15 protein-coding genes are annotated in these 18,205 nt (G+C 61.9%); 9 read left to right on the forward strand and 6 right to left on the reverse strand.

The window, feature by feature from the left end; all coding sequences use genetic code 11:
- The first annotated feature begins 3 nt into the window (after window positions 1–3).
- Entirely contained in the window at window positions 4–828 is an 825-nt protein-coding gene (locus EYW45_RS11670; protein WP_161135586.1) for an N-acetyltransferase, read from the forward strand.
- Between the two features lie 85 nt (window positions 829–913).
- Here EYW45_RS11670 and EYW45_RS11675 read toward each other — a convergent pair whose 3' ends face one another.
- Window positions 914–1,450: a carboxymuconolactone decarboxylase family protein gene (locus EYW45_RS11675; RefSeq protein ID WP_161135587.1), complete on the reverse strand. Its 537-nt coding sequence runs from the start codon at window positions 1,448–1,450 to the stop codon at window positions 914–916.
- Window positions 1,451–1,628: 178 nt separating this feature from the next.
- Window positions 1,629–2,507, reverse strand: a complete 879-nt coding sequence (locus tag EYW45_RS11680; RefSeq protein WP_161135588.1) for a LysR family transcriptional regulator — start codon at window positions 2,505–2,507, stop codon at window positions 1,629–1,631.
- Between the two features lie 145 nt (window positions 2,508–2,652).
- Between EYW45_RS11680 and EYW45_RS11685 the strand changes: the two genes are divergently transcribed.
- A complete protein-coding gene (locus EYW45_RS11685) occupies window positions 2,653–3,759 on the forward strand; it encodes an NADH:flavin oxidoreductase/NADH oxidase (protein WP_161135589.1) in 1,107 nt (368 codons plus the stop codon).
- 158 nt (window positions 3,760–3,917) lie between these two features.
- Here EYW45_RS11685 and EYW45_RS11690 read toward each other — a convergent pair whose 3' ends face one another.
- Window positions 3,918–5,399: an NAD-dependent succinate-semialdehyde dehydrogenase gene (locus EYW45_RS11690; protein WP_161135590.1), complete on the reverse strand. Its 1,482-nt coding sequence runs from the start codon at window positions 5,397–5,399 to the stop codon at window positions 3,918–3,920.
- Window positions 5,400–5,667: 268 nt separating this feature from the next.
- On the opposite strand from EYW45_RS11690, the gene EYW45_RS11695 reads away from it, so the two are divergent.
- Window positions 5,668–6,486: a GNAT family N-acetyltransferase gene (locus EYW45_RS11695; RefSeq protein ID WP_235939050.1), complete on the forward strand. Its 819-nt coding sequence runs from the start codon at window positions 5,668–5,670 to the stop codon at window positions 6,484–6,486.
- 35 nt (window positions 6,487–6,521) lie between these two features.
- Here the strand turns inward: EYW45_RS11695 and EYW45_RS11700 are convergent, their stop codons facing one another.
- Window positions 6,522–7,559: a DUF3592 domain-containing protein gene (locus EYW45_RS11700; RefSeq protein ID WP_161135592.1), complete on the reverse strand. Its 1,038-nt coding sequence runs from the start codon at window positions 7,557–7,559 to the stop codon at window positions 6,522–6,524.
- A 356-nt stretch (window positions 7,560–7,915) separates the two neighbouring features.
- Between EYW45_RS11700 and EYW45_RS11705 the strand changes: the two genes are divergently transcribed.
- Window positions 7,916–8,869, forward strand: a complete 954-nt coding sequence (locus tag EYW45_RS11705) for a tripartite tricarboxylate transporter substrate binding protein (RefSeq protein WP_161135593.1) — start codon at window positions 7,916–7,918, stop codon at window positions 8,867–8,869.
- 45 nt (window positions 8,870–8,914) lie between these two features.
- On the opposite strand, the gene EYW45_RS11710 is transcribed toward EYW45_RS11705, so the two are convergent.
- On the reverse strand, window positions 8,915–11,116 hold the full coding sequence (locus EYW45_RS11710; protein WP_161135594.1) for a FepA family TonB-dependent siderophore receptor: 2,202 nt from the start codon (window positions 11,114–11,116) through the stop codon (window positions 8,915–8,917).
- 181 nt (window positions 11,117–11,297) lie between these two features.
- Between EYW45_RS11710 and EYW45_RS11715 the strand changes: the two genes are divergently transcribed.
- On the forward strand, window positions 11,298–12,317 hold the full coding sequence (locus tag EYW45_RS11715; protein WP_161135595.1) for a helix-turn-helix transcriptional regulator: 1,020 nt from the start codon (window positions 11,298–11,300) through the stop codon (window positions 12,315–12,317).
- Between the two features lie 146 nt (window positions 12,318–12,463).
- Here EYW45_RS11715 and EYW45_RS11720 read toward each other — a convergent pair whose 3' ends face one another.
- Window positions 12,464–13,447: a Bug family tripartite tricarboxylate transporter substrate binding protein gene (locus EYW45_RS11720; RefSeq protein ID WP_161135596.1), complete on the reverse strand. Its 984-nt coding sequence runs from the start codon at window positions 13,445–13,447 to the stop codon at window positions 12,464–12,466.
- A gap of 524 nt (window positions 13,448–13,971) precedes the next feature.
- Here EYW45_RS11720 and EYW45_RS11725 point away from each other — a divergent pair.
- From EYW45_RS11725 to EYW45_RS11740, 4 genes are all read left to right on the forward strand, one after another.
- Window positions 13,972–14,244 (forward strand): hypothetical protein, encoded by a 273-nt coding sequence (locus EYW45_RS11725; protein WP_161135597.1) that lies wholly within the window; start codon window positions 13,972–13,974, stop codon window positions 14,242–14,244.
- A 101-nt stretch (window positions 14,245–14,345) separates the two neighbouring features.
- The gene (locus tag EYW45_RS11730; protein ID WP_161135598.1) at window positions 14,346–16,127 is read left to right on the forward strand and encodes an ABC transporter ATP-binding protein/permease; all 1,782 of its coding nucleotides are present in this window, start codon (window positions 14,346–14,348) and stop codon (window positions 16,125–16,127) included.
- Window positions 16,108–16,764, forward strand: coding sequence for a response regulator (locus EYW45_RS11735; RefSeq protein ID WP_161135599.1), 657 nt, complete (start codon window positions 16,108–16,110; stop codon window positions 16,762–16,764). Before EYW45_RS11730 ends, EYW45_RS11735 begins: the two co-directional genes overlap by 20 nt.
- Window positions 16,765–16,775: 11 nt before the next feature.
- Complete coding sequence (locus tag EYW45_RS11740) at window positions 16,776–18,113, forward strand: ATP-binding protein (protein ID WP_161135600.1); 1,338 nt, start codon at window positions 16,776–16,778, stop codon at window positions 18,111–18,113.
- Window positions 18,114–18,205: the final 92 nt, after the last annotated feature.

Raw genomic sequence — 18,205 nt, forward strand, 5'->3', positions numbered from 1 at the left:
CGCATGATACGTACGCTGGAACCCCAAGATACCGATGCCGTGGTCGCCCTTTGGCTCGCGGCATCGCTCAATGCCCACCATTTCATCGCGCCCGAGTATTGGCAGTCCCAAGTCGCAGCGATGCGAGACGATTATTTGCCCAACTCGGAAACCTACGTTTTCGAACGCGATGGTTCGATTCAGGGCTTCGTGTCGCTTCATGAGGCGAAGCTGGCGGCCTTGTTCGTGGCGCCCGAAGCACAAGGCGCGGGCATGGGGAGTCAGTTGCTTGCGCGGGTCGCGCAGCGGCATCCGGTACTGCAATTACGCGTGTACGAAAAGAATCCTGCCGCGATTCGATTTTATGTGCAGCATGGGTTCCGTTTACTGAGCATCGAAACGGACGGCAAAACCGGTGAGCGCGAGCTGCTGATGGACAGCGCCGTGGTCGACCGGCAGGACGACGGCGTCACCTTCGCGTTCGGCGATTCGCCCGAAATGGCCGACGACTTGCTTGCCCGCGTATTGGCGGGGCAGAAGACGGCAACCTGCGGGGCACTTGCCCAATACGCGGATGGAAGCGAGCCGCTACCGCGCGTTGGGCGGCAGGATACCGTGCTGGACGGCGCCGGGCGACCGGCATGCATCATCGAAACGACAGCAGTGGATATTCAACGCTTCGAAGACGTGCGTGCCGAGTTTGCCGTAGCCGAAGGCGAGGGTACGTACGACGAATGGCGGGAAGGCCACCGCAGCTACTTCGAGCGCAACGGCGGCTTCGATCCGCGCATGGCGCTGGTGTGCCAACGTTTCGTCGTGGCGCAAGTAATACCTACCAACAGCCGTTGATCCACCCTGCGCAGCAGGCGCGTGACCAGCGACCGCCCTATTCAGATTTGAGATCGAACGGCGTACACCGCTCGTGCCAGCAGGTTTATTTTGCGCCCGGCACCGCGTCATGCGAGTGGATCTGCAGCGCTTCCAGAAACCGCGACACCATGTTGTAGGCCGCCACGGTAGCGGTCAATTCCACCACCAGCTTGGGCGTGAGCTGCGCGCTCACCGCGTCGAATACGTCTTGCGGCACTTGCACGTGGCGGGTCATCGCATCGGTGTAAGCCAGCACGGCACGCTGGGTGTCGCTGTAGCACGATGCCGTTTCCCAGCCATCGAGCGCATCCAGTTGCGCTTGGGTCACCCCTTCCTTCAGCGCGATCGGCGCATGCTGCTCGGCTTCATACGGCGCGCCGTTCAACACCGCCACGCGCATGATGACGAGCTCACGAAGCCCGCCGTCCAACGTGGATTGCTGGCGAATCGCGGTGAGATAGGTCAGCCAGCCGCCTGCCACCGGGGGACTGTGCAGCAGCATTTGATACAGGTGCAAAATGCTGCCGCGCTCGGCCTTGACGCGTTCTGCAAGGTCGCGCACCTCGGGCTGCTGCAAGTCGGCATAGGGAATACGGGCCATGATGTTGTCTCCTCGTTTTGAGTGTGATGAATGTTCGTTTTAACGATCGTGGTGCGTCAACGTTCTTCCGTACGGCGTTGCGGGACTGCCGAATGACCGCCATAACGCGTTGCCGCGAGACCGTGTGCTCATGGGTTACCGAGGCGCTGCCTGACGGTATTGGCATGTAACCGCGTCATCACGCGATCGCAGGCAGATGCTGCTTCAGATGATCGATCACGCAACGAGCCCGTGACGACAGTGGCCATTCGGAACGGTGGATGAGCCAGAGCGTATCGACCACGGGGCTGCCGCAGGCGAGCACCTTGATCGCTTCGGGCTGCGGAAAGGCTTCTCGCGCATAACGAGGAATCACCGTAAAGCCCAGGCCGCGCGCCACGGGCTCGAGCATCTGCCCGATCTGATTGATGTAGCCATGGCGCGGCACTGTGCGAATGCCGGGATTGGACGGAAAGTGGCGGCTCAGCAACCGGGTGGCCATGCCTTGGCCATCCGGGTGATCGATGAACCCCATGCGATGCAGATCCGCCCAGCTTTCCACTTTTTCGCCTGCGGGGATGACCAATTCGAGAGGCTCTTCAGCAAACGGTTGCGCGGCAATACGCGCGTCGTCCGGTTTGAGCGTGACGAGCCCGAGCTCGTACTCCTTCTGCAGCACGGCCTCCAGCGCTTCGCGATCTGGCGCGAACCGATGGCGGATGGTGAGGTTGCGATTGCCCTGCTGCATGCTCAGCAGAATGGGATACAGCGCCAGCCCGACGCTGCCGGGGGTGATCAAACTGAATTCGCCGCTGCACGCATCGGCGTCGGACAGGCGCACCTTGAGCCGATTATCGGCCTGCTCGATTTCGTTGCAGTACGCCAGGAACATCGTGCCGGCAGGGGTGAGCTCGAGCTGGCGCGGACGCCGCAGGATGAGCGTGCCGAGTTCGCCTTCGAGATGCCGCACGTGCTGGCTGACGGCGGCTTGCGTGAGCCCCAGCCGATCCGCCGCGCGCGTGAAGCTGCCCAACTCGGCGATGGCAACGAACGTATGCAACCACTGCGGGTTCATCATAAAGATAACTTATCGATCCAATAAGAATGCATTAGTTTACATTGTGCTCGCGCACCCGTAGCCTTGCAACATTCGCGGAAATGCGTTCGTCGGCGGCCTTCCTGCCGGCCATCACACGCGCCGCACCCCCCATTTGAGAATTGCAATGTCAGCGCTGTTTAGTCCGTTTCAACTGAAAGACATCACCTTACGTAATCGCATCGCCGTGCCGCCCATGTGCCAATACAGTGCCGATGAGGGCATGACGAACGATTGGCATCTGGCGCATTACACCAGCCTGGCGCGTGGCGGCGCCGGCCTCGTCATCGTGGAGGCGACCGCCGTGTCGCCGGAAGGTCGAATCACCCCGGGCTGCACCGGGCTCTGGAACGATGCGCAGGCCGAAGGCATGGCCCGTATCGCGGCCAGCATCAAGGCGGCGGGCGCCGTACCCGGCATCCAGATCGCGCATGCCGGCCGCAAGGCCAGTGCGAACCGGCCGTGGGAAGGCGACGATCATATCGCCGCCGGCGATGCGCGCGCGTGGGAAACCATTGCCCCGTCGGCCGTGGCCTTCGGTGCCAATCTGCCGCAAGTGCCCCACGCCATGACGCTGGCCGATATCGCCCGCGTGAAAGCCGATTTTGCCGCCGCCGCGCAACGCGCACGTAACGCAGGGTTCGAGTATCTCGAACTGCATTTTGCCCATGGGTATCTTGCGCAAACCTTCTTCTCGTCGCACTCGAATCGACGTGATGACCAATACGGCGGCGATCTGGATGGCCGCAGCCGTTTCATGCTCGAAACGCTGGCTGCAGTGCGTGAAGTGTGGCCCGAGAATTTGCCGCTGACCGCGCGGTTTGGCGTGATCGAGTACGACGGCCGCGATGAAGAAACGTTGTCGGAGTCGATTGCGGTCACGCGCGCCATGCGCAGTGGCGGTCTGGATCTGCTCAACGTGAGCGTGGGCTTCACGATTCCGGATACTTCGATCCCGTGGGGCGGCGCGTTTCTGGCACCGGTTGCCAAACGCGTGAAGCGCGAAGCGAATATCCCGGTGGCGTCGTCGTGGGGCATCGACGATCCGATCGAAGCGGATCGCGCAGTGGCCGATGGGCAAATGGATCTGGTTATGATCGGCCGCGCGCACCTGGCCAATCCGCACTTTACCTACCAGGCCGCCCAGAAGCTGAAGGCCGATCGTCCGTCGTGGGTACTGCCGGCGCCTTACGCGCATTGGCTGGAGCGTTATCGCTCATCTGCCGCCGCTTAACGGCGCTGACGCACCGGCATGACATGCGCGCTCTGTAAGGCGAGGCTGGATCGCCTGGCATGGCTGGCGATCCCGCTGTCGATGTCAGCCTCAGCGTGACATCGCTTGAGCACGTGGGCGCCGCCCCAAGCGGCCGCCGACGCGTCAACGCTCGCGCGTTAAATCACTTGACCCTGGCACAGATATTTCACGTGCATGTAGTCGTCGAGCCCATAGCGCGAGCCTTCGCGGCCATAGCCTGATTCCTTGACCCCGCCGAAGGGCGCCGAGGCGGCAGCCAATGCGCCTTCGTTGATGCCGACGATGCCGCTTTCCAGCGCATCCGCCACGCGCCATACACGGCGAATATCCGTCGAATAGAAGTACGCCGCCAGTCCATACGGCGTATCGTTGGCGTTGGCGATCACTTGTGCTTCCGTGTCGAAGCTGCTCACGGCAACCACAGGCCCGAACGTTTCTTCGCACGAGCACGCCATGGTCGTCGTCACGCCATCGAGCACCGTGGGCGCGTAGTAATGCGGGCCATCGCGTTCGCTGTCGCGGATGCGTGCGCCGCCCACCACCACTTTGGCGCCGCCGGCCAGGGCATCTTTCACATGCGCTTCGATCTTGTCGATCGCACGCGAATTGATCATCGGGCCGATTTGCGAGGTGCTGTCGGTGGCGGGCCCCACCTTCAGTGCGCCCACCTTTGCGGCCAGCTTTTCCACAAACGCGGCATGCACGCCCGATTGCACGAAGACGCGATTGGGCGAGACGCAGGTTTGACCGCCATTGCGAAACTTCGCGACCATCAAGCCATCGACTGCCGCATCGATATCGGCGTCGTCGAACACGATGAAGGGTGCATTGCCGCCGAGTTCGAGCGACAGCTTTTTCAGTGTGTCGGCCGACGCGCGCGCGAGATGCTTGCCCACGGCGGTCGAGCCGGTAAACGTCACCTTGCGCACGCGTTTGTCCGCGAGCCACACATCAACCACTTCAGGCGTTTTCGCGCGCGAGGCGGTAACGATATTCAGCACGCCATCGGGCAAGCCCGCCTCCCGCGCCAGCTTCACAAGCGCAAGCGAGGTGAGAGGGGTGTCTTCGGCCGGCTTGGCGACCACCGTGCATCCTGCAGCCAACGCCGGCGCGATCTTGCGGGCGATCATCGCGGCCGGAAAATTCCATGGTGTGATGGCGGCCACCACACCCACCGGCTCTTTCACCGTCATGAGCTTGCGGCCCATTGCGGGCTCGGGAATCATGTCGCCATAAGTGCGCACAGCTTCTTCGGAAAACCATTCCACGTAGCTGGCGGCATACATCACCTCGCCCTTGCCCTCGGCCAGGGGCTTGCCTTGCTCGCGCGAAATGAGGCGGCCCAGGTCGTCCACATGCTCGGTAATCAGCGCCAGCCATTTTTTGAGGATCTGGGCGCGATCGCGCGAGGGCAGCTTGCGCCATGCGGGAAAGGCCGCCGACGCGGCATCCACCGCCGCGCGCGCATCGTCGGCGCCGCTGTCGGGCACTTGCGCAAAAACGGTGTCGGTGGCGGGGTCGGACACATCGAGCGTGGCACCGGAAGCGGCGGGCACCCAGTGTTTTCCGATCAGGTTAAGACCAGGCAGCAGATCCTGGCGAGCAAGCGTCAAAGGCATGGTGTGGCGTTCCGGTTCAGGCTGGGAAAGTGAAGCGTTCGATGGCGCTGCCTTGGAACAGGTCACCCGCACCAACGCGTCCGATCGGATCATAGTAATGCAACGGGATGCATGCGTTCCTTCGCCAATGCGATCCGATATCCAGTCCCGTGCGATAGCATTGCAGTCGTTTCCCGCAATGTTGCGATCGACCCCACCAAGGAGTGTGGCAGTGTGCTCTGCCGATGTTCTCGACTGCCGCCCAGGCGGCGATGTGGTGCTGCGCGAGATGACAGCATCCGATCTCGTGTTCGCGCACGCGTTGTCGCAGGGCGCGCGCTGGCCGCATCGTCTGGAAGATTGGCAGCAGGCCTGGCCATTGGGCGAGGGCGTCGTGGCCGAGCGCGATGGCGCTGTGATCGGCACGGCGATGCGCTGGCGGTGGGGTGAACGTCATGCCACCGTGGGCCTGGTGATCGTGTCGCCGCAGCATCAGGGGCAACGCGTGGGTCAGCGTTTGATGGCGAGCGTGCTCGAACCGCTGGGCGATCGCACGGTGATGTTGTTCGCGACGCCCGAGGGCCGCGGCCTGTATGCACGCATGGGGTTCGATGCGATCGGTCAGGCACGGCAGCATCAGGGCGTGGCTGCCCAGGTGCCGTCGCAAACGTTGAATACAGGCGCACATCTGCGTGCCATGGATCGTCACGATCTGGCGGCGCTTGTGGCGTTGGATACCGCCGCGCGAGGGATGCCGCGCGATCGTCTGATTGCGGCCTTGATCGAGACGGGTGACACGGTGGTGCTCGATGCCGCGGATGGCGTACAAGGCTTCGCCACGCTGCGCCGCTTTGGCCGCGGCATGACGATCGGCCCTGTCGTGGCGACGGATGTGACGGGTGCGCAGAGGCTGATCGCACACTTCCTCAATCGTCACGTTGGCTGCTTCATTCGGATCGACGTCGACCGAGACAGCGCGCTGTCCGGCTGGCTTGAACGTTGCGGCTTGGCGGGTGTGGACGCGCCTGCCGTCATGGTGCGTGGAATTCCCGCGAAACCGGAGGCCGGTGTGCAGGCGTTTGCGCTTGTGTCGCAGGCACTGGGTTGATCGCGGCTGAGGTGCCATGCCGCGATCGCCGCAACTTATTCCGAGGGCCGTCGGCGCATCGTCAGCGCAATGGGCAACACGCCCAGGAGCAGGCCCAGCAGTAGAAGTTCGAGCGGGCCCCAGGTGTAAGGCAGCACCCAGGAGGCATCGATGAATGCCCACGCATAACCGGGATGCTGCGGATCGATGCGTGCCTGCACCGGCGTGCCCTGTTTGCGAGCGACCTCCGCATCCATACGGGCATCGGTGGGGAAGAACCTGAAATCCAGCGACTCGGCCTGGCCGCGATATGTTTGTCCTTGCCACGCGTAGCGAAAGCCACAGTCGATTTGATCGTGCCCTTTCCGCGTGCCGTAATAGCGATGCTCACACTCCACAAGCGTGGCCGGCACGTTTTCAAGCGATGAAAAGCCCAGCAGCGAAACTGTCTTGCTCAAGCGATCGGATACGCCGTAGAGGCATACCAGCATCGCCAGCAGGATGATCGCGGTCCACAGGCGCCACAGATGGCGGGCGGCTTTGCGAGGTCTGTCGTTGATGGGCACGAGTTCATCGGTCGTGCGATCGAGCACATAGTCTGCACGCCTGTGCATGCTTGTGCGCGGCAAACGATATAACGCATAGCCCAGGGCGCCTGCGAGGATGGCGACCAGGAAGGCGCCGAGCGAAGGTGTGGCGAGCCAGCGCTCGTCGGGCGTGCTGGCCATTTTCTTATCGCGGTAAAACAGCTCTACCGTGCGGGTCTTGATGCCGCGCTGCGCCTGCAGTTCGCGATCGAGACTCGCCGGCGTTGCAAAGGGGCTTTTGCTGGTCCATACCGTAACGGGTGAGTGGAAGGCCGCATTCGCGTACGTGTAGTGCGCCAGACACCGGATGGCGTGCTCGCGCTTCACACCGTCACGCACCACGGTGCACGAATCGATCGATGCCGACACCCGAATGGGATCGTCGGCCCAGGTGGCAAATCTGGAGAAAGCGATTGGCGAAACGGTGTAGACGATCGCCACCAGCAACGCTGCGCCGGGCACGACAAAGCAGAAGACATTGGCGATGAGATGCTTCAACCGGTTCATGCTTGCCGGTCCGAGGCTGGTCCGAGGTGGTCAGCATTCACACATGAATTCAAAACACGACTCCTCACTTTTCAGCCGGGTTGTGGCCCTTTGGCATTCGGGATGGATTGCCAGCGCTCGGGCATCTTAATCGGCATGACCGATGTTCGGCCAACATTGACGCAGCCTGCACCACCCCAGGAAAACCCGTGTGGAATAAGTAGCGAAAACAATGGTTTACTGCAACATGGATCCAATATATTGGCTCCATTAGGGCCGTTGCTGTTGCGCTGATGCGGTGCCGCCGCGTGAGTGCCCGGTGCTGCCGCCGTTGCCGGATGCCTTCCGGTGCGCCTCCTTCACGTGAGAGTCCAACCATGACGATGCTTCGCAGCCTGACCGCTTCAACGCTATTGCTGTTCGGCGTCACGGCCTATGCCGCCGACGCCTACCCTACGCACGCGATGGAATTGATGGTGGCCTACCAGGCCGGTGGTGGCAGCGACAACACCGCGCGCGCCATTGCCGAAGCAGCTCGTCCGCTCATGCCGCATCCACTCGTGGTGGTCAACAAACCTGGCGCAAGCGGCTCCATCGGCTGGGCCTACGTCGCCAATGCGCAACCGGACGGCTACAAACTGGTGTTGATGACGCCGGAGATGCTCGTGGTGCCGCTATTGGGCATTGGCAAAACCACCATTGCCGACTTCCAGCCCGTTGCACGGTTCACCGACGACCCTTCTTCGGTAACCGTACGGGCCGATGCGCCCTGGGACACCCTTGAAGCGTTCCTCGACTACGCGCGCGCCAATCCGCAGAAGGTGACGATTTCCAATGCCGGCATCGGCACGATTCCGCATATTGCGGCCGTCGCGTTGGGTGAGAAATCGAAAAGCACGTTTACGCACGTGCCGTATCAAGGCTCGTCACCCGCCATCATGGGATTGATTGCCGGCGACGTGCAAGCGACCACAGTGGCGTATGCCGAGTTGCGCCAGCACGTGGAAACCGGCAAGCTCAAAACGCTCGCCGTGATGGCGCAGAAACGCGTGGCGGGACTGGACAATGTGCCCACGATGAAAGAGCGTGGTCTGGACCTCCAATACGGCGTGTGGCGCGGCATCGGCCTGCCGAAAGCCGCGCCTGCGGCGGTGCTCGAGAAATGGCGCGAGGTCGCGCGAGCGCTATCGCAAAATGCAGGATTTCAAACCACGATGGTCAAACAGAACCTGACGCCGGCTTATGCCGACACGCCGGAATTCGTGGCAGAGATCGATCGGCAAAGCACGGCGTTCACCGCGCTTGTGCCCACCCTCAATATGAAAGACTGATCGATCTGTCGTGAAAGCCGCCGCTTCGGCGGCGGGGTGGTGCGCTTAGAACGATGCCGTCACCGTGGCGTAGTACGCGCGGCCCGGTTCGTTATAGGTCGCGGCACCGGCTTCGGATCCACCGCCTTCGCGATAGAGCTTCTTGTCGAACAGATTGCTCACGCCCACGCGAAACTGCAGGTTCTTGTTGACCTTGTAGCCGGTGCTCAAACCCAACAGCGCGTACGGGCTCACGCTTTGCAAGCCGTCGCCGGTGCTTTCGTTGCCCGTGCGCAGGTTGAGCGTGGGCGCTTCCTGCTTGCCGAAGTAGGTCACGTTGGCCTGGAACGACAACTGTTCGGTATAGAACCAGTCGAGTGTGGAGTTCACCGTGTACTTCGGAATGATGCTCAGCGGCTCGCCGTTGTCCTTGTTTTTCGACTGCAGCATGTAGGTGAAGTTGGTGTTCCAGTCGAGCGTATTGGTCAACGGCACAAACAAATTGCCTTCCAAGCCTTCGACGACGGCCTTGCCGCTATTGGTCCATTGCAATACGCGCGAGCCGTTCGGCAGGCGATAAAGGAAATCGGTGCCCGCGACGATCTTGTTTTTGTAATCGTTGCGGAAGTACGCCGCGCTGGTGCGCCACGTACCGGTGTCGTACTCGAAACCGATTTCCTTGTTTACGCTGATCTCGGGACGCAAATCGTCGTTGCCGACGAGATAGCAGCCATTCGAGTTGGTTTGCGATGCCAGGCATCCATTGCCGCGGCTGTACAGCAAGTAGTTCGGGTTCGACTGGTAAAGGTTGGGCGCTTTATAGGCGCGTGCAATGCCGCCCTTCAGCGTCAGGCGATCCGTGGCCTGGAATGAGCTGTTCAGGCTTGGGCTCCAATTGGAGCCGAACTTGTCGCTGTGATCGAGCCGTACACCCGGCGTGAGGATGGTGCGGCTGCCGGCTTCCATATTGTTTTCGACGAAAAGCGCGTAGCTGTTTTGCTTGGTCTTCGATTCGCGATCGGCATAGCCCGTATTGCCGATCGAGCCGCTGCCGTAGGTCTGCCGCGTGCCGCTGGGATCGTCCAGCGATTCGCGCAGATACTCGGCGCCTACCGTGGCCACTTGTTTGACGCCGAGCGTAAACGGTACGTTCACTTCGCCGGCCGTGCGCAGATTGCGCAACCGCGCCGTCGAAAATCCCATGTCGACCGGTGCACCTTCCGGTCCACCCGCCAAGCCTTCCTGCTGACGCGAGTTGCGCGTGTAGTCGTAGCCGATCGACGCGCGCGAGGTGCCCCAGCTGTAATCGCCGCGATGGGTCAAGCCCAGCGTTTCGCGATACATGCGATTGGTTTCCGTACCGTAGAGGCTATCCGAAAACGCACTGTTGACGTTATTCATCGTGTCGCCGGCGTAATCGTTGCCTTGGCGGCTATATCCAAAATCGAAATCCAGCGCATTGCGCGCATCGGCTTGCCACGAAAACGTCGAGCGAAAATCCTTGTTCGTCACGCCTTCACGACCGGAGGTCGACACGACGCCGTTTGCGCCTTCATCCGCGCGCCCGGCATTGATATCACGCGCATCGGCATTGGTTTTGTTGTAGTTGCCGGACAGGCGGAAACTCACGGTATCCGACAGCGGTCCGCTCAAGCGGATGCCGACGCGATTGGTATTGCCCTCGTCGGTATTTTCCGGTTGATTCAGGTAGTACGTCATCGATCCCGAAAGCTTGTCGGTCGGGCGTTTGGTAATGATGTTGACCACGCCGCCCATGGCGCCGGAACCATAGCGTGCGGCAGCCGGTCCGCGAATGACTTCGATGCGTTCGACTTCCTCGGCAGGCACCCAGTTGGTGTCGCCGCGCGTATCGCGGTCGCCGTCCCAGCCGTAACGCACGGCATTGCGCGAGCTCACCGGTTTGCCGTCGACCAGAATCAACGTGTTTTCCGGACCCATGCCGCGGATGTCGATCTGACGGTTATTGCCGCGCGCGCCGCTGGCGCTGTTGCCGGTCAGGTTCACGCCGGGCGCGCGGCGAATGATGTCCGACAAGTCATTGGTGGGGGGGCGGCGCTCGATTTCGGCCGCGGTAATGGTGGAGGCGCCCAACGACTCCTTGATCTCGTCCTCGGCCGTGCCGAGCACTTGCACGGTGTCCATTTCCTGGACGGCAGAGGGCGGCAGAACCTGGGCAAACGCGGCCCCTGACGTGACGAGAAACACCGCCGCACTGGCGTAGCGGAGGGTGAAAAGGGGCGGGCGCATCCTGATTTCCTTAAAGAATTTCTAATTAAGAATGATTGTTATTGTTTTTTAGCGATGGCATTATGTCAGGACTCGTTCAGGAAAAGCTTTGCGCAAACACCTGTTCGCTTTGTGAAATCGCCGAGTCATCCGGCCCTCAATCCGGATGCAACCACGGCCGCTACCGCCACGCGTTTTGCCTATGTTGTCTATGTCTGGTGTGACCACGCCCTATGCGGGCCACACAGTGCGTTTCCACTCCGGCCACACCACCGCGCAGTATTACGTGCGCGCGCCGTTGGGCGTGGAGCCCACTCTGGATGGACTGTTCGACGCCACGGAGTTGGCAGCGGGTTTGCGTCTATTGCGCGTGGACTTGAAAGACGTGCGCGGTGTGAATGTGCACGGCACGCTCGAGCCGGGGTTGCGCATTGCACTGGTGATCGGCGGGAAATCCGATGTGAGCTATGGCGATCGCCGATTGGTGCTGGATCCCGCGCAGGATCAGGCCGCCCGCGGATCGATCGTGTCGCTCAAGCGTCGCGAATCGTTTTTCAGACAATCCCGGCGAGGCGAGCGCGAACGCACCGCGGCGTTGACGCTGAGCACTACCTGGTTGCAAAGCCGTCTGGGCATCGACCTCACCCACAACGCGTTCTTTGCGCGCCATCTTGCCGCACGCACCTGGACGCCTTCACAACAAGCGGTGACGCTCGTCGAACAGATGCTGCGGCCACCCGAACTCTCGCCGGCGTTGTGGCGCCTGTATCTCGAGTCGCGGGCATTGGATGTGATCGTCGAAGCGCTAAGCTGCTTCGAGCCAAAATCCGTAAGTTCGCTGCCGGACGCAACGGCATGGCAACTCGTGCGCGGAACATCGCCCACTGCATCGCTGCGCGAGCGCGATCGCATGCGGATGTGCGAGGTGCGCGACCTGCTTGATAGCGCGGAAGCGGAGTCGCTCTCGCTGCACGACATTGCGCAGCGCGCGTGCGTAAGCGTCAATACGTTGCAACGTCATTTTCGCGCGACGTGGGGCAAGACGGTCGTGAACTACTTGCGCGATGCGCGGCTGATGCGCGCACGCGTGGCGTTGGAACGCGATGGTGCCACGGTGGGTGAGGCCGCTGACATCGCCGGCTACACGAGCGCCGCCAATTTCGCGACGGCGTTCAAGCGCTGTTTCGACATCTCGCCGGGGCAAGTGCGCTCGCGGCGGTGACGGCACGTTTCGAATGCTCGCGATTGAATAGCCAGCGACGAACATCACGCAATGCGGCAAGGCGATATTGGGCAAGATGATCGTGCGCGGCACGCACCGCGCACGATGTCAATGAGGGCCTATGCAAGCGTCCTCATTCGTTGACATCAATCCACCGTCGCGCCCGACAGCTTGACCACCTCGGCCCAGCGTTTCACGTCGGCCTCGTGCACCTTCTTGAAGGCTTCCGGACTGGGATCCGCGGCGGGGGCGATACCTTGCGTATCGGTGAGCCACGACTTGAATTCCGGCGTTTGAATGATGCGCACCACTTCGGCGCTCATCTTTTTCTGAATCGCTTCAGGCAATTTCGCCGGGCCCATCAGGCCATACCACGTGCTGCTCTCATAGCCGGCCAAGCCGCAGCCATCGGCAATCGTCGGCACGCCGGGCAGCGCCGGGATCGGTTTGGACACGGTGACGCCCAGGGCGCGCACCTTTCCGCCCTTCACGGCTGCAATACTGGGGGCGGACTGATTGAACATGAAGTCGACTTCGCCAGCCAGCAGCGCCGTCATGGCGGGACCTTGGCCGCGATATGGCACATGCACGATCTCCAGTTTGCCCATGTTGCCGAACAGCGCGCCAGCCAAATGGCCTGATGCGCCATTGCCCGTGGAGGCGTAATTCAGCTTGCCCGGATTCTTGCGGGCGATGGCCATCAGGTCCTGGCACGATTTCACGTCGGGGTATTTGTCGGTATTGACGAGCAACACATTGGGCACGTCACCCAGCAGGGCGATGTGCGTGAAGTCGCGTTGAACGTCGAACGGCAGGCTCTTGTAGAGCGCTGCGTTGATCGCGTGCGTGCCGGCCGTGGCAAACAGGAACGTATAGCCGTCGGGGGCGGCGCGGGCCACGATGTCGGAGGCCACGTTGCCGCCGGCGCCGGTACGGTTGTCGGACACGATCGGCACGTTCCAGGCGGCGGTGAGTTCCTGGCCCAGCTTGCGGGTGTAGATATCGGTGCCGGCGCCTCCGGGGAAGCCTCCGACGATGGTGATGGCACGGGTAGGCCAGGCGGCCTCTTGGGCGACGGCAGGCGCGTTGACGGCAAGCGCCACGGCCGCGGCAAGTACTAAACGCAACATGATTGGGTTCCCCTTGTTGTTGTGCGTAAAGAAAGCGGACCTCCAGTAAATCGGAGGCACGTTGCACACGTTCAGACCGTCGCGTTAACAGCCGAGGCCTTGCAAACATGCGCAGGCTAGATGTCACAAATTAATTATGCCGTGAATACGTGCCTGTATACAGCTTCGTTTCATGCTCGTTTTCCCCAGTCATCCTGCTGCATGCTGGCGGGTCCAGGCCATTTGTTTCAAGGCGCCACGACCCGCCGCGCCTGATCCAACCGCTGTGATCGGGCCAGGATGCTTGTCGGGCCTAAGCGGCGATTGTTCTGCACGCTGCGTACTTCCCGCCAGAGACATGCGCTTGCAGCCATCCAAAAGGCTTACTGCTTCGTACGTATTCTTTAGGATTGGAAGGCGGCTTATCTTTGAACCAAGTGAAGCCAATCTTTCTGCTTTGTAACGAGTGATACCCCTCGCAAGCAGCCGGCATTTCAGGCGTGCCGCTCGCTACGCTTCGGGCCTCGACCAATAAGGAGAAGTCCTTGTCCACCACTGCAGCATCATCGAATTCCTGTCCAACACCATCCAAGCGCTCGTCCGGATGGCTGCGGGTACTTGTGGTCGTGGCCACCGTCATCGGACTGTATGCCGTCGATGGGCCGTCCAAAGGGCAGGTCAGTGCCAGCGATGCCGTCACGCATCCAGACAAGCCGATGACCGACAGCGCAAAGGTATCCGGTTTGGGCGCAAGCACCGTCTCTGGACTCGGCGTGAACGGCGTGGCCGGATTGAACGGTTCGGGTGTTCGCAAGTAAGCGGCGATTCTTTTCTCTGGAGTCTCCGCTCTCCTTAAGTCTCTCTTAAGTCGTCAGGCGAACAATCGGTCGGGTCTTGAATCGATCGACAGGCCGCCGCGATGAGAACCCACCAATCCCGACAGGCACTGACCGCCTGGCAGTTGATCCGCCCCTTTTGGGTTTCGGATGAGCGTTGGGCCGCGCGCGGCTTGATCGCGGCGATCATCGCGATGAACCTGACCATCGTGTACATCAACGTGCGCCTCAATGCGTGGAATGCGGGCTTCTACAACGCACTGGAAGGCAAGCAGATCGAGGCATTCGGGGGGTTGCTCTGGACATTCACCTGGCTGGCGTTCAGCTTCATCATCCTCGCCGTCTACAGCCTTTACCTGCGGCAGGCACTGGGGTTTCGTTGGCGGCAGTGGATGACGCGCCGGTATATCCACGAGTGGCTCGGCGATCATGCGTTTTATCGTATCGAGCGCGATGGGATGGCCGATAACCCCGATCAGCGGATTGCAGATGATCTGCAAGGCTTGGCGACCACGACGCTGTCTCTCTTTCTGGATTTGATTTCAACCGTCGTCACGCTGGTGTCGTTCATGTCGATTCTGTGGACGCTTGGCGGCGCGGCCAGCATCGTACTGGCCCAGCATCAGATCGATATTCCTGGCTACATGGTGTGGGCAGCACTCGTGTACGCCTTGGTGGGTTCGGTGCTGATCAAGCGGTTCGGTGCGCCCCTGGTGGCCATCAACTACCGGCAGCAGCAGGTCGAAGCCGACTTTCGCTTCGGCCTGATACGCGTGCGTGAAAATGCCGAGCAGATCGCCCTTTACGGCGGCGCGCAAGCGGAAGCGTCGGACGCGGGCACGCGCTTCGGTCATATCCGGGACAACTGGCGGCGCATCATGTCGCTCACCAAGCGGCTGACGTTCATGACGTCGATGTATTCGCAGGCGGCCATCATTCTGCCGCTGGCGTTAGCCACGCCGCATTACTTCGCCGGCGCGTATTCGTTTGGTGTGCTGATTCAGGTGGCACGCGCCTTCGGCACGGTGAGCGATTCGCTGTCGTGGTTCATCCTCAATTACGCGACCCTGGCGGAGTGGCGCGCCACGGTAAATCGATTGCGCGAATTCAAGTTGGCATTGGCGCGCGGCGAGCACCGCGAGACCTCGCTCACCCCAACCGCGATGCGTACGGGTGGCCCAGCCGCATGGGTCACCCCGCTACCGCGCGCGCTGCTGCGCACGCAATCGCTTCATCTGCAGCGCCCCGATGGTTCGCCGCTCGTGGCCATCCCTGATCTCAGCGTTGCCCCCGGCGAGCGCTGGCTGATCAAGGGCGCATCCGGGGTCGGCAAAAGTACGTTGCTGCGCGCAGTGGCAGGTCTATGGCCCTATCGCACCGGGGCGGTCGTCATCGCCGACAACACGCATATGCTGTTCGTGCCGCAACAAAGCTACATGCCGATCGGCACGTTGAAGGCCGCCCTCTGTTATCCCGATACCGAGGCGCGTTTCGACGACGCGTCCTGCGCGAGGGTGCTCGAGCAATGTGGCCTGGCGGCGTTGATTCCCGCGTTGCAGCAGCCCGATCACTGGGGACGCCGCCTGTCGCCCGGAGAGCAGCAGCGGGTGGGCTTTGCGCGTGTGTTATTGCAGCGGCCCCAGGTGGTTTTCCTGGACGAATCCACAAGTGCCCTGGATCTCGACACCGAGCGCAGGCTATATCGTGTACTGATCGAACAGTTGCCCCAAACGGCAATCCTGAGCGTGGCGCACCGCGAATCGTTGGCCGATTTTCACCCGCGCACGCTTACACTTGAGGCTGACGCCGCCGCGACCGGGTCGGCGCCCGAGGCGGGGTGGAACCATGCGCTTGTTGTTGGTTGAAGACGATCAGATGGTGGGGCAAGCCGTTTGCGCCGGATTGCGGCAGGACGGCTTTGCGATCGATTGGGTCACGGACGGGGAGCAGGCGACGACGGCATTGCGCGTCGAAACCTTCGACCTGGTGCTGCTGGATCTGGGGCTGCCCGGAAAGAGCGGCATCGAGGTGCTGCGCAGTCTGCGCGCGCGTGGCGCACAGCATCCGGTGATTATCCTGACCGCACGCGATGCGGTAGCCGATCGCATCGCCGGATTGGACGCCGGTGCGGACGACTACGTCATCAAGCCGTTCGATCTGGATGAGCTGGCGGCGCGCATCCGGGCCTTGACGCGACGGCGGGCCGGCCGGGCCGAGCCAGTGATTCAATATGGCGCGATGACGCTCAATCCCGCCACGCGTGAAGTGCGAATGGACGGGGCGCCGGTGCATCTCTCGGGGCGCGAGTTTGCACTGTTGCAGGCCTTGCTGGATCGGCCGGGTGCGGTGTTGTCTCGCGCGCAGCTCGAAGAGAAACTTTATGGATGGGATGACAGCGTGGGCAGCAATGCAGTCGAAGTACATATTCATGCCTTGCGCAAAAAACTGGGCGTGGACCTCATCAAGAACGTGCGCGGGGTAGGCTACCGCGTGCCGCAGTGAAGGCCCGGTCGATGCGTGCAATCGAGACGCGGGGCGTAAAGTCGATTCGTCGCACGCTGTTGCTGTGGCTGGCCGTGGGATTGTCCTGCGGCATTGCACTGGCCGGTTCGGCACTGTATTTTCAAGCGCGCGTCGAAGCCGATGCGCTGTTCGATTATCAGCTCAAGCAGATCTCGGCGTCGTTGCCGCGCGAAGCCTTCGCGCCGATCGCTCCCGCTCGGCAGGGCGCGATCGCCGCCGGTGAAGACATCCTGATCCAGATCTGGGACAACAACGGGTCGGTGATTTATCGCTCGCATTCGCGCATGGCGCTGCCGCAACGTGCTGAGCTCGGGTTTGCCAATGTGCCGCGAGACGACGGCATGTGGCGCATCTACGCGGCACAGATCGGCAACACCGTAGTGCAGATCGGTCAGCCGCAAAGCGCGCGCCAAGCCGTGGCCGCGCAGATGGCCATCAAGACGGTCGCCCCCTTGCTGCTCTTCTTTCCCATTTTGGGCATCATCATCTGGATCGCCGTGGGACGCGGCCTGGCACCGGTGCGCCGCGCCGCGGCTGACGTCCAGGCGCGCGATGCCGATCAATTGAGTCCGATTTCCGAGGGCGGCCTGCCCACCGAGATTCAGCCGCTGATGCATGCGCTCAACGACCTGCTGGCAAGGCTGCAGGATGCCATGCAGGCACAACGGGCTTTTGTGGCCGACGCCGCGCATGAACTGCGTACGCCGTTGACGGCGTTGCGGTTGCAGGCGCAGGTGGCGGAGCGGGCGCAAACGCCCGAGGAGCGTGCCGCAGCCTTCAATCATCTCAAACGTGGCATCGATCGCAGCAGTCATCTGTTGCAGCAGTTGCTGATCCTCGCCCGACAGGAGCCTGGCGCTTCGGACGATCACGTCGAAGACGTTGCCGTGGTGCCCATCGTGCAGGAAGCGATCGCGGATTTTGCAGCGGTGGCCGACGCTAAAGGTATCGATCTCGGTGTGATCGATCAAACGCCCGTCTTCGTGCGCGGCAACGCCGCCGCGTTGCGTATTCTGTTGGGCACCTTGATCGATAACGCGCTGCATTACACGCCGCGCGCAGGCGTCGTCGACGTTTTCGTTCGCGAAGACGCCGAAGGTTGCGTGGTGGGCATTCAGGATGGCGGTCCCGGTATCGACGACGCGGATCGCGCGCGCGTGTTCGATCGCTTCTATCGTGCGCCCAGTGCCCATCTGCATCATGCCAACGGGAGCGGTCTGGGGTTGACGATTGCCCAACGCATCGCGGATGCCCACGGTGCGCGCATCGCGTTGTCCAATACCGACCGGGGTTTGCTGGCAGAAGTGCGGCTGCCCAGAAGGCTTTGATGGGCGATGGCGAACGCAGCCTGACCATCTATTGCGTTGGCGTTCGTTATGCGCGCAGGTTCGTCGTCGCGGGCGGATGCCCTGAATGCCAT

Origin of the sequence: Schauerella aestuarii, assembly GCF_009866805.1 — a bacterium.
GTDB classification, from domain to species: domain Bacteria; phylum Pseudomonadota; class Gammaproteobacteria; order Burkholderiales; family Burkholderiaceae_B; genus Schauerella; species Schauerella aestuarii.